18 protein-coding genes and 2 tRNA genes are annotated in these 25,157 nt (G+C 43.3%); 9 read left to right on the top strand and 11 right to left on the bottom strand.

Features of this window, described 5'->3' with window-relative positions; translation table 11 throughout:
• Positions 1-13: 13 nt before the first annotated feature.
• Positions 14-562 (bottom strand): SLATT domain-containing protein, encoded by a 549-nt coding sequence (locus ACTL4S_RS05965; RefSeq protein ID WP_441298930.1) that lies wholly within the window; start codon positions 560-562, stop codon positions 14-16.
• Positions 563-790: 228 nt separating this feature from the next.
• On the opposite strand from ACTL4S_RS05965, the gene ahcY reads away from it, so the two are divergent.
• The 6 genes from ahcY to ACTL4S_RS05935 all read left to right on the top strand — a co-directional run bounded on the left by ahcY (position 791) and on the right by ACTL4S_RS05935 (position 10,743).
• Positions 791-2,173 (top strand): adenosylhomocysteinase, encoded by a 1,383-nt coding sequence (gene ahcY, locus ACTL4S_RS05960; RefSeq protein WP_005103920.1) that lies wholly within the window; start codon positions 791-793, stop codon positions 2,171-2,173.
• Positions 2,174-2,354: 181 nt separating this feature from the next.
• The gene (gene metF / locus ACTL4S_RS05955; RefSeq protein ID WP_441298929.1) at positions 2,355-3,191 is read left to right on the top strand and encodes a methylenetetrahydrofolate reductase [NAD(P)H]; all 837 of its coding nucleotides are present in this window, start codon (positions 2,355-2,357) and stop codon (positions 3,189-3,191) included.
• A gap of 37 nt (positions 3,192-3,228) precedes the next feature.
• Positions 3,229-3,939: a 16S rRNA (uracil(1498)-N(3))-methyltransferase gene (locus ACTL4S_RS05950; protein WP_005106360.1), complete on the top strand. Its 711-nt coding sequence runs from the start codon at positions 3,229-3,231 to the stop codon at positions 3,937-3,939.
• 177 nt (positions 3,940-4,116) lie between these two features.
• Complete coding sequence (locus ACTL4S_RS05945; RefSeq protein WP_348962379.1) at positions 4,117-6,993, top strand: putative bifunctional diguanylate cyclase/phosphodiesterase; 2,877 nt, start codon at positions 4,117-4,119, stop codon at positions 6,991-6,993.
• Between the two features lie 140 nt (positions 6,994-7,133).
• Positions 7,134-9,413, top strand: a complete 2,280-nt coding sequence (locus ACTL4S_RS05940) for an NADP-dependent malic enzyme (RefSeq protein ID WP_004280528.1) — start codon at positions 7,134-7,136, stop codon at positions 9,411-9,413.
• Positions 9,414-9,507: 94 nt separating this feature from the next.
• Positions 9,508-10,743, top strand: coding sequence for a multifunctional CCA addition/repair protein (locus tag ACTL4S_RS05935; protein WP_153567121.1), 1,236 nt, complete (start codon positions 9,508-9,510; stop codon positions 10,741-10,743).
• 83 nt (positions 10,744-10,826) lie between these two features.
• On the opposite strand, the gene epmA is transcribed toward ACTL4S_RS05935, so the two are convergent.
• From epmA to greB, 5 genes are all read right to left on the bottom strand, one after another.
• Positions 10,827-11,801, bottom strand: coding sequence for an EF-P lysine aminoacylase EpmA (gene epmA, locus ACTL4S_RS05930; protein WP_004645738.1), 975 nt, complete (start codon positions 11,799-11,801; stop codon positions 10,827-10,829).
• Positions 11,798-12,865 (bottom strand): 4-phosphoerythronate dehydrogenase, encoded by a 1,068-nt coding sequence (locus tag ACTL4S_RS05925; protein WP_441298928.1) that lies wholly within the window; start codon positions 12,863-12,865, stop codon positions 11,798-11,800. The genes epmA and ACTL4S_RS05925 overlap by 4 nt, the downstream gene beginning before the upstream one ends.
• Positions 12,866-13,045: 180 nt before the next feature.
• Positions 13,046-13,135: transfer RNA gene (locus ACTL4S_RS05920), tRNA-Ser, on the bottom strand.
• A gap of 269 nt (positions 13,136-13,404) precedes the next feature.
• Positions 13,405-13,494: transfer RNA gene (locus tag ACTL4S_RS05915), tRNA-Ser, on the bottom strand.
• An 88-nt stretch (positions 13,495-13,582) separates the two neighbouring features.
• Complete coding sequence (greB, locus tag ACTL4S_RS05910) at positions 13,583-14,077, bottom strand: transcription elongation factor GreB (RefSeq protein WP_004645740.1); 495 nt, start codon at positions 14,075-14,077, stop codon at positions 13,583-13,585.
• A gap of 362 nt (positions 14,078-14,439) precedes the next feature.
• Between greB and ACTL4S_RS05905 the strand changes: the two genes are divergently transcribed.
• On the top strand, positions 14,440-15,555 hold the full coding sequence (locus ACTL4S_RS05905) for an MltF family protein (RefSeq protein ID WP_153566826.1): 1,116 nt from the start codon (positions 14,440-14,442) through the stop codon (positions 15,553-15,555).
• A 93-nt stretch (positions 15,556-15,648) separates the two neighbouring features.
• Here ACTL4S_RS05905 and ACTL4S_RS05900 read toward each other — a convergent pair whose 3' ends face one another.
• Both ACTL4S_RS05900 and ttcA read right to left on the bottom strand, forming a co-directional pair.
• Positions 15,649-16,035 carry an SCP2 sterol-binding domain-containing protein gene (locus tag ACTL4S_RS05900; RefSeq protein ID WP_004280536.1) on the bottom strand — a complete coding sequence of 129 codons (387 nt, stop codon included), beginning with the start codon at positions 16,033-16,035 and terminating at the stop codon, positions 15,649-15,651.
• Positions 16,036-16,241: 206 nt separating this feature from the next.
• Positions 16,242-17,168, bottom strand: a complete 927-nt coding sequence (gene ttcA / locus ACTL4S_RS05895) for a tRNA 2-thiocytidine(32) synthetase TtcA (protein WP_004280538.1) — start codon at positions 17,166-17,168, stop codon at positions 16,242-16,244.
• Positions 17,169-17,667: 499 nt separating this feature from the next.
• On the opposite strand from ttcA, the gene ACTL4S_RS05890 reads away from it, so the two are divergent.
• Both ACTL4S_RS05890 and htpX read left to right on the top strand, forming a co-directional pair.
• Positions 17,668-18,540: a lytic transglycosylase domain-containing protein gene (locus ACTL4S_RS05890; RefSeq protein ID WP_004731848.1), complete on the top strand. Its 873-nt coding sequence runs from the start codon at positions 17,668-17,670 to the stop codon at positions 18,538-18,540.
• A 176-nt stretch (positions 18,541-18,716) separates the two neighbouring features.
• The gene (htpX, locus tag ACTL4S_RS05885) at positions 18,717-19,622 is read left to right on the top strand and encodes a protease HtpX (protein ID WP_004280540.1); all 906 of its coding nucleotides are present in this window, start codon (positions 18,717-18,719) and stop codon (positions 19,620-19,622) included.
• An 81-nt stretch (positions 19,623-19,703) separates the two neighbouring features.
• Here htpX and ACTL4S_RS05880 read toward each other — a convergent pair whose 3' ends face one another.
• From ACTL4S_RS05880 to ACTL4S_RS05870, 3 genes are all read right to left on the bottom strand, one after another.
• Complete coding sequence (locus ACTL4S_RS05880) at positions 19,704-20,285, bottom strand: DUF4112 domain-containing protein (protein WP_243474390.1); 582 nt, start codon at positions 20,283-20,285, stop codon at positions 19,704-19,706.
• A gap of 74 nt (positions 20,286-20,359) precedes the next feature.
• The gene (gene mgtE, locus ACTL4S_RS05875) at positions 20,360-21,700 is read right to left on the bottom strand and encodes a magnesium transporter (protein WP_005103935.1); all 1,341 of its coding nucleotides are present in this window, start codon (positions 21,698-21,700) and stop codon (positions 20,360-20,362) included.
• Between the two features lie 160 nt (positions 21,701-21,860).
• The gene (locus ACTL4S_RS05870) at positions 21,861-24,989 is read right to left on the bottom strand and encodes an efflux RND transporter permease subunit (protein WP_441298927.1); all 3,129 of its coding nucleotides are present in this window, start codon (positions 24,987-24,989) and stop codon (positions 21,861-21,863) included.
• Between the last annotated feature and the right edge of the window lie 168 nt (positions 24,990-25,157).

Here is a 25,157-nt window from a genome sequence, read left to right as displayed (position 1 = left end):
ATTGCTCCCATATTTATACCAATAGTTGCCTATTTTTTAAATTATAGCCCTTTTTAAAAGGAGTTATCTCTACTGAACTTCTAGCCTTTTTTAGATCTTTCTCTGATGTCGGAAAAGCTTCGGCCTCTTGGTTAATAAGAAGGTATACTTTCTGTAAGTTTATAACTTCACCCCATAAATCTTCTGAGGTAAAAGGCTTATCTTCATGTTTCATTATTAACATTTTACAATTTCTAGAAACTTCTAAATATCTATTTCCTATTGATCGATGACCTTCTGAATTTTTACTGAAATTAAAAAATGTCTGTACCGCTCCCAATACGGCGCTAAGAAAAGAAAGACATGCAGCTACAATTGAAAGAATTGTATTGTTATATTCAGATGTTAGAAATGCTATAAGCACAGTCCCAATAAAAATATTAAAACAAATTGCAGGGATGCCAATTAGATTATGATATTTTTTCTGTCTATCACTCGCCGAGAAGTGCTTACTTTTGCCTATTTTAGAATCTAATCTGAGCTCTTCTAAAATTATTAAAGCCCCATTAACTTTCTCGACCATACTTTTTCCTTTTCTATTTATTAAGCAACTAATTAATTGTAACTGTTTTATAACTTGGATATAAAATTAAATACAAGTACAATACTGCGCTAGTCGAGGGATGCTGCGACGTTTTACAGGCACTAAATGTAAAATCGCTAGGCTCGACCATCGGTCAGACATTCGTTCTGATCAACAACGGCATCCGCGAACAGAACGATCCAATCTATTTTTTCCTAGGAGATCCTGATGAACGCGGTTACTGCTTCATTTACAGATTACAAAGTTGCTGATATTTCACTTGCTGATTACGGCCGTAAAGAAATCAAACTTGCTGAAGCTGAAATGCCAGCCCTAATGGGTCTGCGTAAACGCTATTCGGCAGCAAAACCACTTGCAGGCGCGAAAATTCTCGGCTGTATCCACATGACCATTCAAACAGCTGTTCTTATTGAAACACTGGTTGAATTAGGCGCAGAAGTTCGCTGGACTTCATGTAACATCTTCTCAACTCAAGACCATGCTGCTGCTGCTATCGCTGCTGCAGGCATTCCTGTGTTTGCCTGGAAAGGTGAAACTGAAGAAGAATACATGTGGTGTCTTGAACAACAAATCAATGTAAATGGCACGCCTTGGGATGCCAACATGATTCTTGACGATGGCGGTGATTTAACGCTACTTGTTCACGAAAAATACCCAGAAGTGATTGAAAAAATTCACGGTGTAACTGAAGAAACAACGACAGGTGTTCAACGTCTGTACGAAATGCTTCGTGACGGTACTTTAAAAGTTCCTGCAATCAACGTAAACGATTCAGTAACCAAGTCTAAAAACGACAACAAATACGGTTGCCGCCATTCACTAAATGATGCAATCAAACGTGGTACAGATATGCTTTTATCTGGCCGTCGTGCGCTTGTAATCGGTTATGGTGACGTAGGTAAAGGTTCTGCTCAGTCTCTTCGTCAAGAAGGCATGATTGTGCGCGTAACTGAAGTTGATCCAATCTGCGCAATGCAAGCATGCATGGACGGTTACGAAGTTGTATCTCCATACAAAAACGGCGTACAAACAGGCAAGAAAGAAGACATCAATGTTGACCTTCTTCAAAACACTGACCTGATCGTAACTACAACAGGTAACTACCACGTATGTGACGCTGCAATGCTTGATTCATTAAAAGCTGGCGCAGTTGTTTGTAACATCGGTCACTTTGATACTGAAATTGATACCGCTTACCTACGTGGCTACAAGTGGGTTGAAGTTAAACCTCAAGTACACCAGGTGTATCGTTCAGAAAATGAAAATGATTACCTGATCCTTCTTTCTGAAGGCCGTTTGGTGAATCTTGGTAATGCGACTGGTCACCCATCACGTATTATGGATGGTTCATTTGCCAACCAGGTATTGGGTCAAATGCATTTATTCGCTGAGAAATTTGCTGATCTTCCAGAATCTGAAAAAGCTGCACAAATTCGTGTAGAACTTCTTCCTAAGAAATTAGATGAAGAAGTTGCTGCTGCGATGGTTGCTGGTTTCGGTGGTGTCTTGACTCAATTGACTCAAGAACAAGCGGATTACTTAGGCGTTCAAGTTGAAGGTCCATTCAAGTCGGATGCTTATAAATACTAATTTTTGTTTTTACCTCTCCCTAGCCCTCTCCTAAAAGGAGAGGGAAACTTCTATTGTGAAAATAGTTAGAGGGTAAGTTTTAAAGACTTTAACTATCGTAATGGAAGTCCCTTCTCCCTTTGGGAGAAGGTTAGGATGAGGGCAATCCAAAATTACAAGTATTTATAAAAAGGATTTGAACATGTCTAAACAGATTCCAATTTCATTTGAATTCTTCCCAACCAAAACTGATGTAGGTGCGGAAAAACTCAAAGTTGTGCATCAAGAACTGCAACTGTTAAACCCAGAATTCTTCTCTGTGACCTATGGTGCTGGTGGTTCCACTCGTGAACGCACCCTGTCTACTATCAATGACTTTAATGGCAAAGGTGCACCTGTTGCCCCTCACCTGTCTTGTATTGGCGATGACAAAGCGCGTATTGCTGAACTTCTAGACCTGTACAAATCTCAAGGCATTAACCGTATTGTTGCCCTGCGTGGTGACTTGCCTTCTGGTCAGGTCGGTTTAGGTGAATTGCCTTATGCACAGGATCTGGTCCGCTTTATCCGTGAACATTCAGGCGATCATTTTAAAATTGAAGTCGCAGCTTATCCGGAAATGCATCCTCAGGCAGAAAGCTTTGACAAAGACATTCAGCACTTTGTTGATAAAGTCAATGCCGGTGCCAATGCGGCCTTAACCCAATTTTTCTTCAATCCAGATGCTTACTTTTACTTTGTAGATCGTATCCAGAAAGCAGGAATCGATATTCCAGTTGCACCTGGCATCATGCCAATTACCAATGCCAGCAATCTGATTCGTTTTGCTGATGGTACTGGTGCTGAAATTCCACGCTGGATTCGCAAGCAACTGGCAACCTATGGTGACGATACTGCCAGCATTAAAGCCTTTGGCCATGAAGTTGTGGTTAAATTCTGTGAGCGTCTGCTTGCAGGTGGTGCATCAAGTTTGCATTTTTACACCATGAATACTACTGACCCGACCCGTCAGCTGGTGACCGATCTTGGTTTAGCTTAAGCCCTTTATTTCACCGATTTTTTGAGTAGAACGATCAATGCCACGTTTTTATATAGATGCTGATTTAACTGTTGATGTCAGCCTTGAGCTTACGGAAACTGTATTTCATCATTGGGTAAAGGTTTTACGCGCGCAAGTCGGTGAAAGCGCGACCCTGTTCAATGGACAGGGTGGCGAATATGACGTGACTTTAACCGAAGTTGCTAAAAAATCAGCCACCGTCTCAGTCAATGCATTTAATCCTGCCAATCGCACACCCAAGTTCCAAGCCTTGCTCGGTCAGGTGATGAGTAAAGGCGACCGTATGGATTATGCGATTCAGAAAGCAGTCGAACTGGGCGTTTCCGAAATTCAGCTGCTGACTTCGGATCGTTGTGAAATGCGTTTAAAGTATGATCGCGACCAGAAAAAACTAGATCACTGGCAAGGCATTGCTATTGCGGCTTGTGAACAATGTGGTCTGAATATTGTTCCTAAAATTTTAGCGCCAATCTCACTTGAAAAATGGCTGGATACTGAACTACCCAACACCAAACTGGTTTTGGCACCCAATAAAGATGAAACAGATGTACTGGCAGAGGCGACCTTGGATCTTGTCCTATTGATCGGCCCTGAGGGTGGCCTGAGTGAGGCGGAAATTAGTACCGCAAATCAAAAAGGTTTTCTCAACTGGTGTATCGGCGAGCGTGTCCTGCGTACCGAAACCGCTCCTGTTGTTGCTCTGTCAATTTTAAATTATGTGCTTTAATTCATCGGATGAGTAAAAATTTGCCTTTAATTTTGTTGATTTTTATTTTTAAGGCATCTAATCTCGACTAAAGAATAATAAACATTTATTAATTGATTTCACACACTTCTTGGAGTTTCTATAATAACAATGTACAAGGACGAAAACCGTTTAGGATGAATACAGGCATTGAATCACATGGTTGATAATCAGGACGACTATATTCAGCAGCATTTGCATGATGCTCAAATTGCGAATACGCTTCGCCATAGTCGCTATTTTTTGCTCAGTATCATGGTGATTTGCCTCTATATTTTTTGTATTTATCACATTCAATATAGTCCTTCTAATACGTATTTTAATACCTGGTTTATTCTGACAGAACTTCTGGTCAGCATGTGCTGGCTGGTGAATACGCTGTATTTCAAACCCGAACAATATAATCAGAAAAGCGCGCACCGCTGGTTACAGATGCAGAGCCTTGCAGTCGGAAGCTGTATCGCGGCCGGTATTTATACAATTTATTACTATTTGCCGCAGGCCAATCCTGTATTTGAAGATATTGAAGCACTGACCTTGTCTGCCTTGTTGCTGATTGTAAGCCAAGCATTTGGCCTGACCTACCTGACCCAGAAACTGAGCTATTTTTGTCTGGTCTTTTTGCCGTCCTTATTCCCTTTTTTACTGTCGCAGCTTGACCATGTCGGTCATTCCAATCCCTTTTTTGGTCTGGCCTTAAACTTTGCGCTCATAGTGATTCTGCTGTGCGCGACAAGTAGTTATCGAATTCACAGCCGCACCTCACGTCTGTATGCGGAAAATGATATTTTGGTGAAAAATGCAGAACAGCAAGTGCATTGGACTGATGAACTGTGCCAGCAACTCAAAACTGAAGTCAATAAATCCAAAGATATTGAACAGCAATTACAGCTCAGTAACCAATTGCTGGAGCAAAAAGTACGGGAACGTACCTATGATATTGAACAGATCAATCATGACCTGAAGAATCAGCAGCAGAATCTAAAACTTGCACATGAAATTGCCGGTATTCGGCCATGGGACTGGAATATTCAAGAGCGCAGCATCACCTTAACCAATCATAAAGACGAAAAGATTCTGCGCGATTCCAAAGATCATCATCTGCAATTACAGTATCTGATTCACCCTGAAGATCTGGCCTATTTTAAGCGCAATATGAAGCAGCATCTGCGTGGCCAGATTGAACGCTATGATGCCACTTACCGGATCAAGCTCAGTGAAGGTGGCTGGAGTTGGGTACATGATATTGGCCGGGTGATCAGTCGTGATCCTAAAAATAAAAAACCCTTGCGTATGGTGGGCATCCGTCGTGATATCCAGCAGGAACGTCTGTCTCAAGAACGTTTAAAGCTGGTGGCCAGTGTACTGGAACAGGCTGCGGAAGGGATTTTCATTCTGAATCCTGAATTAGATTATATCGATGTCAATCCTCACTACGAATACTTGAGCGGTTTTGAGCGTGACGAGATTATCGGTAAATCCTTATTTGATATTGCAGTGCAAAATAAATCCCAGCAACGTACTTTTCAGGCCAATATTGTCAAACAGATTCAAAAGATTGGCTCTTATGATGGAGAGGTTTATGCAAAATTTCTGTCTGGTAAAGAGTCGACCTTATGGCTGCATATTAATGCCGTGACTGATGATGAAGGCAGGATTACTCATTATATTGGTATCGTATCAGATCTGACTGAACGTAAATTACAGGAACAGCGCCTGTCCTATCTGGAAAATTATGACACGCTGACTGACTTACCGAACCGCTTTTATTATAATTATCAGCTGCATCAATATCTAGTTTCGCAAAAAGACTCGATTAAAGAGATGGCTGTGATTCGGCTTAACATCGACCGTTTCCGGCCATTAAATGAATACCTGTCCAATAACGGCGGTGATGAACTTTTACGCCAGGTGGCGCAGCGGCTGCGGATGACCAATGCAGAAGCGCTATTTGTGGCACATCTAAATGGTGATGATTTTGCGATTCTCTATGAAATCTCACATATTCGCCCTTCAGTTCAACACCATTGTGAACGCATCGCTCAGGCCTTTAGCAGACCATTCAATATTTACGGTCAGGATCATGTGATTACCCTGTCCATGGGCGTGGCATTCTATCCTGATCATGGCCGTCAGCTGGATTATTTAAATAATTGCGCCGAACAGGCATTGAACGAAGCCAAAAATCTTGGCGGCAATACTATTCACTTTTATTCCAGTGAAAATCATTCATTACAGAACAAAGGGGTTTTTCTGGAACGGGATCTGCGTAAAGCGATCCAGAATAATGAACTGGTGGTGTATTATCAGCCAAAAATCAATTTCAGCGATCAAAGCATTTATGGCTTTGAAGCGCTGATTCGCTGGAACCATCCAGAAAAAGGCATTATTGCACCAGGGCTGTTTATCCCCTTAGCGGAACAGACCAGCCTGATTTCAGACATTGGCCGCCTAGTGATCCAGCAGGCCGCTAAACAGATTCGCCAATGGAATGATCTGGGCTTTAATCATATTTGTGTATCAGTCAATATCGTGGCACAGCAATTGCGTCGTGGTCAATTGCTCGATGATTTGGACCAAGCCATTGCAGATAACCATATTTCTGGCGCCAGCCTGGAACTGGAAATTACTGAATCTTCTTTAATCGAAAATTCGGAAGCGGTCAAAAATCTGTTGAATGAGATTAAACAGCGACATATTCATATTGCTCTGGATGATTTTGGTACAGGTTATTCCTCTCTCTCCTATCTTGCTGATTTTCCGATTGATACTCTAAAAATTGATCGCAGTTTTGTTTGCAAGATTGGGGAAAACAAACAGGCAGCGATTGTCAGTGCCATGGTGGCCATGGGTAAAGCCATGGGCATGACTGTGGTCGCAGAAGGGATCGAGACTGAAGAGCAGCTAGAATATCTACGTGATTTAGACTGTGATATTGCCCAAGGTTACTTATTTTCCAAACCGCTTCCTGAGCAGGATGCAACCGCTTATTTAGTGCGAGACAAGACACATCAGACTTATATATCTCAAGTCTAAGTCCATACCCGACCACAATAAGTTTGTTGGAAAAACGGCCGTCTTTGTCTGTCCGAACTGGCTAACAAATGGTATATTCAGGAACATAAATAAATTCTTTGCCCGCTGACCGGGTAATCTTTACAACGATCGAGAGACTGATGGACGAACAATCTTTAAAGCAACAGGCCCTTTATTATCACGAGTTTCCTACCCCGGGGAAAATCAGCGTTACACCAAGCAAACAATTGGTCAACCAACGTGACTTGGCCCTTGCTTACTCGCCTGGCGTAGCTGCACCATGTCTTGAGATTGAACGCGATCCTTCAACTGCTGCATTGTATACGGCACGTGGCAACCTGGTTGCTGTCGTGACCAACGGTACTGCCGTGCTTGGCCTGGGTAATATTGGTCCTTTGGCTTCTAAACCGGTGATGGAAGGTAAAGGCGTATTATTTAAAAAATTCGCTGGCGTTGATGTATTCGATATCGAAATTGCTGAAAATGATCCAGACAAAATTGTGGATATTGTCGCTGCATTAGAACCGACTTTCGGCGGGATTAACCTTGAAGATATCAAGGCGCCAGAGTGTTTCTATATCGAGCAGAAATTGCGTGAACGCATGAATATTCCAGTATTCCATGATGATCAGCACGGTACTTCGATTATTGTCGGCTCAGCGCTCCTCAACGCATTGCAAATCAACGGCAAAAAAATTGAAGACATCAAGATCGTAGCTTCAGGCGCGGGTGCTGCTGCACTGTCTTGTTTGAATCTGCTTTGTGCTCTGGGTGCTAAAAAAGAGAATATCATCGTTGCCGATTCACGCGGTCTGCTGACTACACATCGCGAAGGCTTGGATGAATCTAAGAAAGCCTATGTACAAGACATCGAAGCTACTCAGCTTGGTGACGTGATTGCAGGCGCAGACATGTTCCTCGGTCTTTCTGCTGCAGGTATTTTGACCAAAGAAATGGTCAAGGTCATGGCTGAAGATCCGATCATCTTTGCCTTGGCGAATCCGGATCCAGAAATTCTGCCTGAACATGCACATGAAGTCCGTGATGACGTGATTATGGCAACCGGCCGTTCTGACTATCCGAACCAGGTGAATAACGCACTGTGCTTCCCGTACATCTTCCGTGGTGCGCTGGACGTTGGTGCAACCACCATTAACGAAGAAATGAAAATTGCCTGTGTCCACGCGATTGCACGTATGGCACACGTTGAAGCTGATGCGGCAACCTATGGTGAAAAATCGGCATCATTTGGCCGTGAATACCTGATTCCGGGTCCACTGGATCAACGCTTGATCCTAGAAATTGCACCTGCTGTGGCACAAGCAGCAATGGATTCGGGTGTTGCGACACGTCCAATCACAGATTTCTCGCATTATCGTCAACGTTTGTCTGAGTTTGTCTACAACTCTGCATTCATGATGAAACCAATCTTTGAACAGGCTAAATCTGATCCTAAACGTATTGCTTATGCGGAAGGTGAAGACCTGCGTGTACTTCGTGCAGTTCAAATTGCAGTAGATGATGGTTTGGCAATTCCAATTCTGGTGGGTCGCCCAGCTGTCATTGAAGCTAACATTAAAAAATTGGGCCTACGTCTTGAAGATGGCGTGAATATCACGATTGTTGATCAGGAAAAGAACCCGAACTATGAAATGTTTGCAGACGATTACTACAACATCATGCAGCGTAAGGGTGTAACGCCTGAATATGCACAGCGTGAAGCACGTCGCCGCTCTACCCTGATCGCAGCGATGCTGGTGAAACATGGCATGGCAGACGGTATGCTGTGTGGTACGTATTCAAGCTACGATATTCATCTGGACTTCGTCAGCAACATCATTGGCAAGAAAGATGGTCATAACACTTTCTTTACCCTAAATGCCTTGATGCTTGAAGACCGTAACCTGTTCATTGCCGATACCTATGTCAACACCAACCCAACGGCTGAACAGCTGGCTGAAATGACCATTCTGGCTGCTGAAGAAGTTCGCCGTTTTGGTATGACACCACGTATTGCCCTGCTTTCTCATTCAAGCTTTGGTTCAGACCAGCATGATGCCAGCGCGCAAAAAATGCGTAAGGTGTATGACATCCTGTCTGAAATCGCGCCTGAGCTGGAAGTTGAAGGTGAAATGCACGGTGATGCTGCACTGGATGAGAACATTCGTCAGTTTGCATTCCCGAATTCACGTTTCAAAGGCTCTGCAAACTTGCTGATCATGCCGAATCTGGATGCTGCCAATATCTCGTTTAACCTGTTAAAGGCAACTTCAGGCAACAACGTAACGATTGGTCCAATTCTGTTGGGTGCTGCGAAACCTGTGCACATTTTGACGCCGACTGCGACTACGCGTCGTGTAATCAACATGACCGCACTCACTGTTGCAGAAATCCAGCAAGCGGAACAAGATGCACTTTAAGCCAATGACAAGATAACGACGCATCAGCCTCGTTTCTTAACTTGAGAAAACCTCTATTCTGTAGCATGATGCTTGTAAGAATAGAGGTTTTTTCATGCAAGTTTATTTAGTAGGGGGCGCAGTTCGAGATCATTTGCTCGGACACCCCTATCACGAAAAAGATTATGTGGTCGTTGGTGCAACTCCCGCGCAAATGCTTGACTTAGGCTATCAGCCCGTAGGCAAAGATTTTCCTGTTTTTCTACATCCCCAAACAAAAGAAGAATATGCACTGGCGCGTACCGAACGTAAATCTGGCGCCGGTTATCATGGTTTTGAGTTTCATACCGATGTCAGCGTTACGCTAGAGCAGGATCTGATTCGTCGCGATTTGACCATTAATGCCATGGCCATGGATGATGCCGGCCAGGTTTATGATCCCTATGGTGGTCAACAGGACTTGGAAAACCGGATTCTACGTCATGTTTCCGATGCCTTTATCGAAGATCCATTGCGCGTACTGCGAATAGCCCGTTTTGCTGCCCGTTATACCAGTGCAGGCTTTGTGATTGCCGATGAAACCTTGGCATTAATGCAACGCTTGACTGAAACCGGTGAATTAAATGCATTGACACCAGAACGCGTCTGGAAAGAGACTTCCCGTGCATTATCCGAACGTCATGCTGATGTGTATTTTGAAGTATTACGTCAATGTGGTGCTTTAAAGGTGCTATTCCCTGAGATTGATGCCTTATATGGCATTCCACAACGCCCAGAATATCATCCGGAAATTGACTGCGGCATTCACACGATGATGTCCTTGCAGCAGGCGTGTCGTCAAAATTATAGTCTGGATGTACGTTTTGCCGTTTTAGTGCATGACTTAGGAAAAGCTTTAACGCCGGTTGAAGAATTACCGCGACATATCATGCATGAAGAGCGTGGCATCAAGCCAGTGAATGAACTCTGTGACCGTTTAAAAGTGCCGACGTATACCAAGCAGCTGGCTTTGGCGGTGTGCAAAGAGCATCTGAAATGCCATCAGGCCTTCAATCTTAAGCCGGGAACCTTATGGCGATTATTGCAACGTCTGGATGTGTTACGTCGCCCTGAACGTGTCGAAGCTTTCGTCCAGGCGTGTGAATGTGATTCACGTGGCCGTCTAGGTCTGGAAGATCGTGCTTATCCACAAGCACAATATGTCCTCGATGCCATGCAAACCGTACGCGCCATCAAGGCACAAGACCTGCCTGCCGATATTCAGGGTCCGGATATTGGTGAAATGCTGATTGAACGACGGATTCAGGCACTCGGTGAACTGAAAGCACAACAAACCGTAGCGATTGAATAATAAAAAAGCACCCTCGGGTGCTTTTTTAATAGCTTAATTTCTCTTTATCACAAAAGGAATTAAGAAATATTGGATCAGTACCATCAGGAAATATCTGCCGGAAAAGTAATCACTTGCTCCAGTTTCATTTGATTGGTTGCAATCATCAACAAACGGTCAATTCCAAGGGCAATTCCAGAACATTCCGGCATATTCGGTAAAGCTGCCAATAGATATTTATCGATCGGCATGACATGCAAGCCCAGCTTGGCCCGTTCTGCATTATCCGCCTCAAAGCGCGAACGCAATACGTCGGCATCAATCAGCTCATCATAGGCATTGGCCAATTCTAAACCTTCGATATACAATTCAAAACGTGCGGCGACCAGTTCACCATCTTCATCGGTTCGGGTTTTGGCCAGTGATGCCATTTCAGGGGGGAAATCAGTCAGGAATACTGCAGTATCAAAACCCAGACTAGGTTCAACCATATGTGAAAATAACAGGTCGATATAACCGAGACGATCCTCGCCTAAATCCAGATTGAGTCCAACGCGGCGGCAGCAATCTTTCAGTTCCTGTAAAGTGGCTTGAAGTGGATTGAGATCCAGACGATCCATGAAAGCATGTTTATAGCTTAGAATGGTCGGACGGATTTCGCCAAAACGTGCTTTCAAAGTCACATTCAGCAAATCCGATACTTCAAACATCAGATCTTTTAAGCTAAATCCCGGGCGATACCATTCCAGCATGGTGAATTCGCTATTGTGCTTGCGTCCATGCTCATCATTGCGGAAGACCTTACAGATTTGGTAAATGGGTCCACTACCACTGGCCAATAAGCGCTTCATAGCAAATTCGGGTGAGGTCTGCAAATAATGCGTATTCAGTTTACCCAGCACATGGCGCTGTGCCTGTACCGAGGCTAAATGCACATCGGTCACACCGGCTTGAGACAAAATCGGTGTTTCCACCTCTAATACATCCCGCTCAGCGAAAAATTGACGGATTTGACGATATAAGGTCGCCCGTGCACGCATGGCTTGAAGGTCACAAGTGGGTTGATACGTCATCGTCATGCCTTCGGCCCACCATGTGCTGCCCACTCACGACGCAGCGGATAGGTTTTACGTAAATGATCAAATGCCTGCTGATCGATTTTGCCTTCTTTGAGACAGGCACGTAGATTGGCATCATCACGAGCAATGTCATAAATTTGGGATAAATGCTGTTGCAATGCCATTTTTAAATCCTGCCCCTGAAAAAACTGCTCACAGATAGGCAGCTGGGATTCAAACTGTTTATTGGCTGCAAAACCGAAAGTTTGACAAAAAGCTTCGTAAATCATCTGGGTACCACGTGCCTTGCCTTCCAGGCTATAGCCGGCAATATGCGGAGTCACCAAAGTCACCAGATCCAGAAGTTCTGCTGAAATCAGCGGTTCGTGTTCAAAAACATCCAAAATTACGGGGCGTTGTGTCGCTTTAATATCTTGAATTAAGGCAGTTTCTTCAATCACTGGCCCACGCGCTGAGTTAATCAGGATCGCGTCAGGCTGCATTTTTGCCAACGCAGTAGCATTAAATAAATGATAGGTTGGATATATGCCTGTTTTGGTTAAAGGGACATGAATTGAAACGGCGTCCGCCTGCTGCAGCAGTTCATGAAATTCGACTTGATCAACCTGCTCTCTTTGCACAAAAGGATCGCAACCGATCACGCGCCAGCCCAAGAGCTTCGCCATATAAGCCAGTCGGGTTCCGACATTACCCAAACCGACAATACCCAGGGTAAATGTCGTATTGGCATCGAGTAATTCAGGACGTACCTGCAATAATGCGGTAATGACATATTCAGCCACTGCTTGCGCATTACAGCCGGCTGCATTACTCCACTGAATCCCATGTTGTTCTAATGCAGCAATATCCAAATGATCTGTACCAATGGTGGCACTGCCCACAAATTTGATCGAACTATTCTGTAGCAGTACTTCATTGACCTGAGTCACTGAACGTACCAGCAAGCTATCGACATCTTTGACATCATCTGCGCTTAAGGTTCGCCCTGCACAATGTTGAATGTCACCAAATTCGGAAAAGAAATAATCGGTAAATGCCAGATTTTCATCTGCGACAATTTTCATAATGAGATCCATATGATGCTTGGGCGTATGATAGCGCGTTGACGCCTCTGACTCTATATTTGGCCGATACGTCCATTTTTCAAGATTTTATGAATTAAGTTCAGGACTGAAGAATTTAATATTCAAGATCTGCAGCCTAAAAAGAAAAACCCCAATCTTTCGACTGGGGTTTTTAAAATTTGGCGGAAGCGGTGAGATTCGAACTCACGGAGGACTCACACCCTCGTCGGTTTTCAAGACCGGTGCATTAAACCGCTCTGCCACGCTTCCTTGGCCGCCATCATATAAATAAATTAGATTTTTGGCAATAAAATTTAGCGAAACTTCTATAAAAAGCGGTTTATTCAGCTAAAAATCACCCGAAATCAAAGCTAACCTGGGTATTTTCAATCAAAGTTTTTAATATTGAAATGATCTTAAGTTGTATTTAACTCAGCAGAGAATGATGAGAGGAATTAACTGCCTTATCAAGTGGATCAACAACTGAAAAATATTGAGACATAAAAAAACCCAGTCAAATAGACTGGGTTTTTAAAATTTGGCGGAAGCGGTGAGATTCGAACTCACGGAGGACTCACACCCTCGTCGGTTTTCAAGACCGGTGCATTAAACCGCTCTGCCACGCTTCCATGGCCGACATGATATAAACAAAAATCACGCTTGGCAAATATTTTTATACTTTCACTGCATCAACTGCACAAAATAAAATCAATTACACTAATCTGCTGAATTTTCTGGCTTTTCATAACGAATTGAGTTGATGAACCAAAGTTTCTTGCCGGAGGGGGTCAATACCTCGGCCTCATCATCGACCTGCTTGCCTAATAACGCGCGTGCCATCGGTGAACTGATCGAAATATGCTGCGGATGATGATCATAAATTTCATCTACACCGACAATGCGTAAAGTTTTTTGTTCACCTTCTTCATTTTCAATGTCCACCCAGGCACCAAAATAGACCTTGCCCTCCTGCTCCGGGGAAAAATCGATGATTTTCAGTTCTTCGAGGCGCTTGCCAAGGTACCTGACCCGTCGATCAATTTTCCGTAAAATTTGCTTGTTATATTGGTAGTCTGCGTTTTCAGAACGGTCGCCGAGACTGGCGGCCCAGTTCACTTTTTTGGTAATTTCAGGACGCTCTTCATGCCAGAGATTCTTAAGTTCTGCCACCAATTTATCGTGTCCAGCACGGGTGATTAAGTTGGATTTCATACTTCTTGCTGATCAAATTTTCAGTGTTTTAACTTACAAACAGCTTATTTTATTTACCATTTTAACACAATGGAAAAATTCTAAAAAAATTAACTTTATATTTCAATATCTTAAAATTATTTTTAAAAATAATTTGTGTACAAAATTTGACAATCGTTTTTTAGATCATTAATATGCCACCAACTTCCGGAAATGCTTACTTTTTAATCTATGTAGTTTTTCTACATAATTATCTTTAAATCTCTTGTCATTTTGAATGACGTCATGACTGCCCAACCCTTATTGAATTTATCAAACTGTTAAAATTTCTGGCTTTGTTGGCTGTGATTTTTAGGGCATAAATTACTTGTAGCGGAGACAACATGCACAGTAGTTCATCCACTGGGTCGAGGCTTTGCCTAAGATCTGTAATTTCTTCTCTCCCTTTGAAAGCACTTGTACTGAGCACTGCATTTATTCCCCTACACAGTATCAATGCAAGTAAGACCACACTTCAGTTTGATCACGTGGTCAATAGCAATAAGCTAACCGTGGTTGCGGTTGAAAATCCGACTACCGTATTCCAAGATGGACAACATCTGCATGGCTTCGGTTACGATCTGGTTCGTAACTATGCCAACAATCTGAATGTAAAGCTCGATTTTAAAATCGTCCCTGATAATAATACGGCACTACAATGGGTTGCTCAGGGTAAAGCCAATCTGGCTATGACGACTACTGATATACGCACCATTGAAAACAAGCGTTTGACGTCGTTCTCAGCCACTTGTGGCGATGAATCGATTCTCTCAAGTAATGGCTTGAATACCAATTTAAATCTGGTGTTTAAATCTGCTACAGATCCTTTGAGCCAGACGGCCAGTGCTTTTGTCTGCAAAGGCAAACAAAGTGGTGCCATCAAGCAGCTTGCTTCATTTTATAATCAGAATGTGGTGAAAGAGGAATCCTGGACCACCATTCAACGTGATTTGAACAATCGCCTGCCGATCTATGAAGCGAGTTTTAAACAGACAGCGCAGCAGTATGATCTGGATTGGCATTTACTGGCGGCCATTGGTTATCAGGAATCTTATCTGAAACCGAATTCAGTTTCTCCGACGGGTGTGCGTGGTTTGATGATGCTGACCAACAGTACAGCCAAAGCAATGGGCGTGAGTAACCGTACTGATCCGGCTCAAAGCATTCAGGGTGGTGCCAAGTATTATGATCAAATGCTTAGTCGCTATGATCATATTCCTTTTCCAGATCGAAACTGGTTTGCACTGGTGGCTTATAATATGGGCCCAGGTGCAGTGAATCAGTTGCAAAAGCGCATTCAGTCGCAAGGCAAGAACCCGAATAACTGGGTGAATTTATATGCCTATCTGGATCAAAATAAAGCCAATAATGGTCGCTACCGTCAAGCGGTACAATATGTGACCCGTATTCGTGCTTATCTGGAGCATATCAAGACCACACCACAATTGGTGAATATCTAAGCTGAAACCTTAGCGTTAATCAAAATGCCATAAAAAAAGCTTACCTCAGGGTAAGCTTTTTTGGTCTTCATTCAGGCTAATGTCTTAGCAGAATTAAGCCGTAGTATTTTCAAGCACTTTCTTGAACAAATCTTTTTGTTCCTGACTTGGCTTTGCAGTTTGAAGTGCCATCAATTGTGACATATCACCCTGTACTTTGATTTTACCGGTCATGAAGGCCTGCATCGCAGCAGCCATATCAAATTCCAGGAAAACTTTACGTAGAGTTTCGCCATCCATATTCAGTGTGGTTTTGGCATTTGAAGACAAACCTTTCTTGATTGCCCCACCATCTAAAGATAGTTCAGTATTACCTGTAGTGTCCGCTACAACCAAATTAATCGCAAGGTTCGCCAAAGCTGGTGGCAAATTCAAATCGCCAGCTTGCGCAGTTAGAGTTTCTACAGTTGAAAACCAATCATCAGTTAAAAAAGCAGGCATGATCTTTCCTCAAATTATTTGTTCATTTGTGTCGACTATCCAGACGACATCATGTTGAAGCTATTATGCTTGTGCTTTGTTATATCATGATCATTAGCGCGAAGGCTAACGAATTTTGTACGCGCCGTTCAATTTTTGTAGTTCTATTTTTATTTATGTTTATAAGCAGACATCAACCCGCGGGCTGATGTCTACACGTTCTAAAATTAGTCTGCAGCAAAGCCCAGATTAACCATATTGATCCGGCGGTTCTCGCCTTCCACCGCTTCTTCAGTTGAATCACCACCTTTGAAGTCGAATTCACGCTGGCTATCCAGAACTTCAAAATCAAATAATTCACGATCGACTAGCTGTGATGGCGAAACATTTTGCAATGCGCCAAAAATGCTGTGCAGACGTTTTGGATGTGCTTTATCCCAATCACGTAACATGTCATTGATAATTGCGCGCTGTAGGTTGTCCTGAGAACCACATAAATTACATGGAATAATTGGAAATTGACGCATTTCTGCATATTTAATGATGTCTTTTTCTTCCACATAGGCCAGTGGACGAATCAGAATGTTCTTTTTGTCTGAAGACAACAGTTTTGGTGGCATAGCTTTCAAGCTGCCGCCATGGAACAGGTTCAGGAAGAAAGTCGCCAGGATATCATCACGATGATGGCCTAAGGCAACCTTGGTCGCACCAATTTCCTGCGCAAAACCGTATAAAGAACCACGACGCAAACGCGAACAGACTGCACAGTAGGTTTTACCTTCAGGCGTCAACTTTTTGGTGATGCTGTAGGTATCTTTTTCCAGAATGTAATACGGAATGTTATTTTCTTCTAAATAACGCGGTAATACATCTTCCGGGAAGCCTGGCTGTTTCTGGTCCAGATTCACAGCCACTACATCGAAATTGATCGGTGCGATGCGCTTGAACTGTAGCAGGATATCCAACAGGGTATAACTGTCTTTACCACCAGAAATACACACCATGACCTTATCGCCTTCTTCAATCATCTTGAAGTCACGAATGGCATGTCCGACCTGGCGGCGAAGCTTCTTCAACAAACGGTAGTAGGCTGAGCTTGTTGGCAGTTCAGGTTTGAAATTAAATCCTTGTTCGGACTCAACTGGCGAGTACATAGACGAGATTAACCCATAAAAAAAATACCGCGCAATTTTAGCCGATTCGGACCGCTATCGCATCAAAAGAATTTATTTTCATGAAAATGTCTTATTAGTTTCATTTTCATGTTTTATTTAGATTGATATATTGAACGATTGCGTTCATTTTTTAGTCAAGATGCTTATCTTTTGGACTTTTCCACAGTTGTCCACAAAAGCTGTGGATAACTTTGTGGATTGAAACAGACTTGACAACTTGTCCGGCTCAAAAGATAAGGCTTTTCTTTGAATTGATCATTTTTTGATCAATTTAATTATTAATAAAAATCAAATAGTTAACCCTGTCAAGCCTAAGGTTTTAAATTAAATCATATTTTTTTTTCTATCGCTAAAATGTAAAAAATGACTTGCATTTACAAACTCGTTTATAAATGCAGCGCACAAGTCTTTTCATTCCGTAATTTTTTGTTAAACTCTTTATTAAATTTTTCTCGCTTGTGTTTACTTAATATAAACAATGAAAATAAATGTGCATGTTTTGGGGCGTTATGGGATCAGTGGTTTGCTATTGGCAAGCTGTTGTCATTTTGCTTATGCTGGTCAAACGATCTATCAATTACGCGACAGTAATGGCAGTACTTTATTGACTAATAAGAAAAGTCGCTATAATCATCTACAGGTAGAAAAGAAAACCTATTATCCAGACAGCAATATTCACAGTTATAGCAACTGGGGCTCGAGTGAAGCCTCGGTATTGCCTAGCTATAGTAGAAATAAAAATGCCTATGACTCGATCATCCGTCAGGCAGCACAAACCTATGGTGTATCTGAAGGCTTGATTAAAGCTGTGATGCATACCGAATCCGGTTTTAATGTACAGGCACGCTCTCCAGTCGGTGCACAGGGCTTAATGCAACTCATGCCGGCGACTGCCCGTCGTTTTAATGTCAGCAATGCTTATGACCCGCAGCAGAATATTATGGCAGGTGCCAAATATCTGGCCTGGTTATTAAAACGCTTTAATGGCAATACCACCTTGGCACTGGCAGGCTATAATGCTGGTGAAGGTAATGTCGCTAAATATAAGGGCGTACCACCGTTTCGTGAAACTCAGGACTATGTCCGTCGTGTCAGCAGCCGTTATCAGAACCTATATGCTCAAGGTCTAGGTAATCATAGTGCTGCCTATACAGCATCTTCTGATACTGGCCGTGTGATTGCCAGTTCTGACAATTATTCGACTGGAACCACCACAGCTTCCAATATTCAGGCTGCCAAGTATCAGCGTCAGATCATTGCTCAAGCGGATGGCAGTTTCACCGATGCACCGGCAGGCTCATATGCCACCGCCAATGCGTCAGCATCTGCAAAAATATATTTGAGTGAATAATTTCTAAACAGCTTTGTTTTTAAAGACCTATGTTTTAATTAGTACAAAAAATATCCTGTGTTTTTTGTAGCCAAATGCTATTTTTTCCTTGAATTCTTCTCCATTTCACCGCATATTGATTTCAATGATTTACATTTAATAATCAGATTATTTTTCTGTAATAAGAGGATTTCTCAATGATGCGGATTGGTTTGTTCTTGCTAACCAACCTCGCGGTACTGGTTGTAGCTGGCATTATCTTGTCACTCTTCGGTGTCGGTAGTTACCATGGCGCAGGTGGCTTGAATCTAGGCAACCTGTTGGTCATCTGTTTTGTGTTCGGTATGGTCGGCTCAATGATTTCCCTGTTCATGTCTAAATGGATGGCGAAAAAGACCACGGGTACTGAACTGATTGACCCGAATGCACCTCGTAACCAAGCTGAAGCCTGGTTGCTCCAAGAAGTTGCACAACTTTCTCAGCGTGCAGGCATTAAAATGCCGGAAGTGGGTATTTTCCCCTCTTACCAGTCGAATGCCTTTGCCACTGGCTGGAACAAAAACGATGCTCTCGTTGCGGTATCAACCGGCTTGCTTGAGCGTATGAACAAAGACGAACTTCGTGCTGTATTGGCGCATGAAATCGGTCACGTTGCCAATGGTGACATGGTCACTCTGGCACTGATCCAAGGCGTAGTAAACGCCTTCGTGATGTTCTTCGCACGTGTCGCGGGTGATTTTATTGACCGCAATGTCTTTGGTCGTGAAGAAGGTGAAGCACCGGGTATTGCCTATTTCGTGATTACTATTGTACTGGATATCGTGTTCGGTATCTTGGCGTCGTCGATTGTGATGTGGTTCTCTCGTCATCGTGAATACCGTGCTGATGAAGCAGGCGCACGTTTGGCAGGTAAACAAGCCATGATTTCAGCATTACTGCGCTTACAGGCAGAATCTGAAATGCCAGATGCCATGCCGAAAGAAATGAAAGCATTTGCGATTTCTGCGGGTAAAGAAGAAGGCTTTAGCCTTGCTGCATTGTTCCAGACGCATCCAAGCATCGAACAGCGTGTCGCTGCATTGCAACAACTAGATTGTGCTTAAGTAAAACTTTAGTTTTGATTTAAGAAAAGCCTGCAATTGCAGGCTTTTTTTATTGGATTTAATTATTTTTTAGCTAGCCTATCATTGGCTGAACCATTGATATAGCGCCATAGCACCCCACCCGATCGCGAAGACAAATACAATCAGGAATAAAGTACCTAAAATATCGGGGATGTGAATCCAGATCCAGGCCACCACGGGATTGCGCCAGAATGCAGATTGCTGTTGTTTGCGTTCCAGACTTTCATGCAAAAATGGGTGTACCACATGCCGGTCGCTGCTAATCTGATATTCCTCGCGAATATGCAGATGCACGACATCGAGCGCCTTGCGACTGGGCCGAATAAAAATATCAAAGACTGTGCCCGCCACCGGAATAAATCCTACTACCGCATCGATCGCCGCCATCTTCATCACTGGATTGAGTTTGGCACTCGGAACCCCGATCTGTTTGGCCTTATGAATGGCATAACAGGTCAATACAAAACCGGCAATATCTCCCGCAACCGGAATCGTACTCAAAGCAGCATCTGCCCCCACTCCTTGCTTGGTAAACGGAATACGTACTACGGAATCCATTATATTGGCAAACTTGGCCAGATCACGTTCCAGACGTATCACCTCTTGTTGGCTTAGTTTTGGTTTTTGTCCAGACTCAGGCATAGGTTATTCCAGAAATAATGCTGATTTTCATGAGCATAAAGCATTTTTTCTAGGCTGTTGTATCAATCTGTGAATTAAAACAATAATTTGGAAGCCACAAATAAATACAGAATCACACCGGTAGCATCGCAGATGGAAGTCACCAATGGCGCCGAAGCACTGGCAGGATCAAGTTTGAGTTTATTTAAAATAAAAGGCAGACTCATGCCGATCAGGCAGCCCATCAACACAATCCCGAGCATACTGATGGCCAGCACCACAGCGACCATGATATCTCCCCGAATATAACCCAGAATGGATACCGCAATCGCCATGGTGCCACCTAAACATAGCGCCACCAGCGATTCACGACTGAGCAGGTTAAACCAGTCCTTGAACTCGACATCGCCTGTGGCCAAAGCACGCACCATCAAGGTGGCTGATTGCGAACCGGCATTCCCGCCACTCCCCACCAAAAGCGGTAAGAAAAATACCAGCACGATATGTGCGGCAATGATCTCTTCAAAGTGTGCAATTCCGATTCCAGAGAGCAGACTGCCAAAAACCAGAATGACCAGCCAAAAGACCCGCTTCTGATACAGGGTCAAAATCGGGGCAGTTTTAAGGCTCAATTCAGTCAACGGCGTTACTGCACCCGACTTTAAAATATCTTCCGTAGTTTCGGCTTCGACAATGTCCATAGCATCGTCATAAGTAACAATTCCTAAGAGTTTTTGCTGTGCATCAACTACAGGCAGAGCAATAAAATCATAATAGGCCAAGGCTCGAGCTACAATTTCCTGATCATCTGTTACCTGAGCAGAAATGACGTCACGTTGCATCACCTCGGCAATGCTCAGCTCAGGTAAGGCCTGTATGATCTGCCTTAAGGAAATCACACCGATCAGCCGTTTTTCTGCATCGACAATATATATTAGATACAGGGTTTCCTGCCCCGCGGCCACTACACGTAAAGCCTGTATCGCTTCATCCATGGTTAAATCGGGTGATAGCGTCACAAAACGTGAGCTCATCATGGCACCCGCTGTACCTTCCGGATAGATGGCCAGATCTTTGAGTGTCTGCTGGGATTCTTCAGATAATGCGCCCATCAATTGCAGCTGTAGCGGCGGCGAAAACTGCTTATAAATATCGACAAAATCATCAGAAGGCATTGCGTCCAGAATGGGAACAAGTTCTGAAATAGATAAGTGCTGTGCCACGTTTAACTGCTGCCCTAGGGGCATAAAAGCATAGACCAAGCTCGGTTCATTCAGTTGCCTTAAAATTCGGGCCTGTTGCCGAGCATCTAAACGGCTTAAAATGCGCGCCTGATCGGCGACATTCAGCTGACTGAGTAAACTTACAGTGCTGGCGTGATTTTCAGAATGTAATTGTTGTTGGATATGCTGGATTTTTTCTGAAATTGTCGGCATAAGCAGCTCATTATAAAAGTCTGGCATTCAAGAGAGGTTTGTCCTGATCCCTGTATCCTAATTTTTCATGTGAATAATTTTAATGATCATGCTGCAATATGACGATATTTTTTGTATAAATCAATTCCTCGATATTTAGCCAGAAAAAAGCCTGACTGAGTCAGGCTTGTTCACTTTCTAAAGATGGATGCTCTATCGCCACTGATTGAGCAACCGTTTTTTTAATCATCAGACTACGGATCACTACATACATAAAGGGAATAAATAGCAGTACCAGGACGGTAGCAAATAGCACCCCACCAAAAACACTACTGCCAATCTCCTGCCGGCTGATTGCACTGACGCCGGTGGCAAACATCAAAGGCAATACACCCGCGGCAAATGAAATGGAAGTCATGACAATAGGACGCAAGCGTAAGCTCGCGGCCAATAGCGCGGCCTGAACCGGAGTATGACCTGCCCGCTCTGCTTGTGCGGCAAACTCTACAATCAAAATTGCATTTTTACAGGACAGACCGATGGTCGTCAGCAGGGCGATATGGAAGTAAATATCGTTTGCAAAACCGAACCAGGCACAGAACAGAATACTCCCTCCTACGCCCAGAGGAATCGCGGTCAACACCACAGCAGGAATCGTCCAGCTTTCATAAAGTGCCGTTAAACATAAGAAAATAAAGGCAATCGGAATTAGATACAAGAAAATAGCTTGCCCACTGCTGCGTTTTTCTTCTAGTGCAGCTCCACTCCAGGCCAAATTTACTCCGTCTTGTTCATCGACTAAAGCTTCGACATCTTGCATGGTTTGACTCGAAAATTGATCTTTGGGAATACCTGCATATACAGGCACGGCGTTATAGCCCATATAACGATTGATACTATTCGGTCCACCTTGCCAATTCAGCGTAGTGAATTGATTAAACGATAACATTTCGCCTGTGCTATTGCGGACATGCCAATGTGCCAAATCTTCAGGTTTAGAACGGAACTCCGCTTCGCCTTGCATGATGACCCGTTTGATTTGCCCACGATCAATAAAGTCGTTGATATAAGTACCACTCCAAGCCGCAGCCAACGTACTGTTAAAACTTTGCTGAGGTACGGCATATTTGAGTAAACGTTCTATATCCAGTTTAATATTCAGCTCTGCACTTTCTTTGGGTACATCAAGTTGTAAATATTCAATCGATGATTTTGCTTTGGCACGGGTTTCAATCTCAGAGAAGGATTGCTGTAAAAACTCGCTACCCCTTGAATCTAGATCTTGTAACCAGAAGTCGACCACACGTCCATTACTTGACATAGAAGGCGCCATAAAGAAAATCTGGGCATTGGCATGATTGGCAAAGTGCTTTTGTGCACGATCTACAATGGCAAAGACGGTATCTTCAGGATTTTTACGCGCTGCCCAGTCCTTTAATACGACAAAAAGCTGACCACGATAAGGCCCAACTCCAACATTGTTTCCACTATACCAAATCCCAATGCTCTGGATGCGCTCAGATTCATGCTGCATTAAATAGTCTTGGACTTCACGCCCGACTTTTTCTATCTCAGAACGTGGTGCATTGCCCGGCATCACAATTTGACCCATGACAAAGCCCATATCTTCCGTTGGCATCAGCCCTTCGGGCAAGGTTTTATAAAGCCAGCCAAAGCCTAAAACACATATACTAAATACAGCCAACATCGTCATTTTAAACTGCATGCTACGTGCAGAAAGCTTTTGGTAACGCATGGTGAGCTTATCCATACCACGATTAAAACGCTTTGCCCATTTTGGTTGATGTGGTTGACGCTTTAGCAGTTGCGCTGCAAATGTAGGGGTGATGATAAGTGCCACCAATAAAGAAAGTAGCATTGCCACGACCAACGTGATGGAAAACTGACGATAGATGACTCCTGTCATACTGCCAAAAAATGCCATGGGAATAAATACAGCAGTTAAGACCAAAGTAATCCCGATCAATGCACCGCTAATTTCCTTCATTGACTTTAAAGCTGCAGCCTGAGCATCCAAATGTTCTTCATGCATCAAACGTTCAATGTTTTCCACGACCACAATGGCATCATCGACCAACAGACCAATCGCCAAAATCAGGGCAAACAAGGTAAAACTGTTTAAGCTCATTCCCAGTACATACAGCACCGCAAATGTGGCTAAAACTACAATCGGAATGGTGACTGCAGGAATAATAGTGGCGCGCCAGTTTTGCAGGAAGATAAACATCACCAAAACCACCAGTACCATCGCTTCAACCAGAGTTTTCGCGACTTGTTCAATTGAACTGGTAATGAATGGGGTTCTGTCCATGGTCATACGCAATTGATAATGTGCAGTCAAATTGGCTTGGGCATTTTTCAACACCGTTTGCATCTGCTCTGAAACCGCAATCGCATTACTCCGTGGCGCCAATTGAATCGATAATGCAGCGGATAAATGACCGTTGGTATAATTTAAATGGTTATAACTTTCTGCCCCTAACTCAACACGTGCGACATCTTTCAAGTACAGTACTGAACCTGAATCTGTTGTTTTCACAATAATTTTTTCAAATTCATCAATGCTACTTAAACGTGATCCTGCACTGATCTTGGCATTCATGTATTGATCTTGTGCTGTCGGTAATCCACCAATAGAACCTGACACAAGTGGTGCATTTTGTGCCTCGACTGCATTGCGAATATCACTCGGCATCAGATTAAATTGGCGTAGTTTATGTGGATTGAGCCAAATGCGCATCGCATAGCCTGCGCCATAAAGCTCCACCTCACCCATTCCGTCAATACGGGAAAAACGCGGTTCGACATGCACCATTAAATAGTCAGCAAGCTCTGTCGGTGTCGCCTTCCCTGATTCATCATATAAACTCAGTAATGCAAATTGATCATAACCTTGTTTATAAACAGCCACTCCATTTTGCTGGGTTTCTTCAGGCAATCGACTTAGCACACCATTGACCGCATTTTGCACTTGCAACAGTGCCTGATCGAGATCCACGCCTTGCTCAAACGACAGGGTCAGATTTGTACGTCCCACGCTACTGTTGGACTGAAAGCTTTCCAAACCTTCAATGCCTTTTACCGCTTGTTCTAAAATTTGCGTGACCGATTGCTCAACGGTTTCCGCAGATGCACCACGATACCCCGCAGAAACCCCTAACGCAGGTGCGTCCATATTCGGCATATGCTCAATCGGAATTTTTTGCAGTGCAAAAATTCCTAATACCATCATGATAATGGCGATCACGGCTGCAAATTTAGGTCGATAAATAAAAAAGCGTGACAACATGAATAAAAATCCCCATCAGATGCATTCTCACGACGCATTCTTCTATGAATAGATGATTTCTATAGCAATTTTCACACCATACTGCAGAATCAATCAGCCATTGGATTAATCTTAAGGATAAAAAAATCCCCGTATAAACGGGGATTTTTCAGCTCTAGAGTTTTCCTT

Origin of the sequence: Acinetobacter lwoffii (assembly GCF_052078135.1) — a bacterium.
GTDB classification, from domain to species: Bacteria; Pseudomonadota; Gammaproteobacteria; order Pseudomonadales; family Moraxellaceae; genus Acinetobacter; species Acinetobacter lwoffii_Z.
The sequence above is the reverse complement of the archived record's forward strand: the minus strand, read 5'-3'. Positions and strand labels throughout refer to the sequence as shown.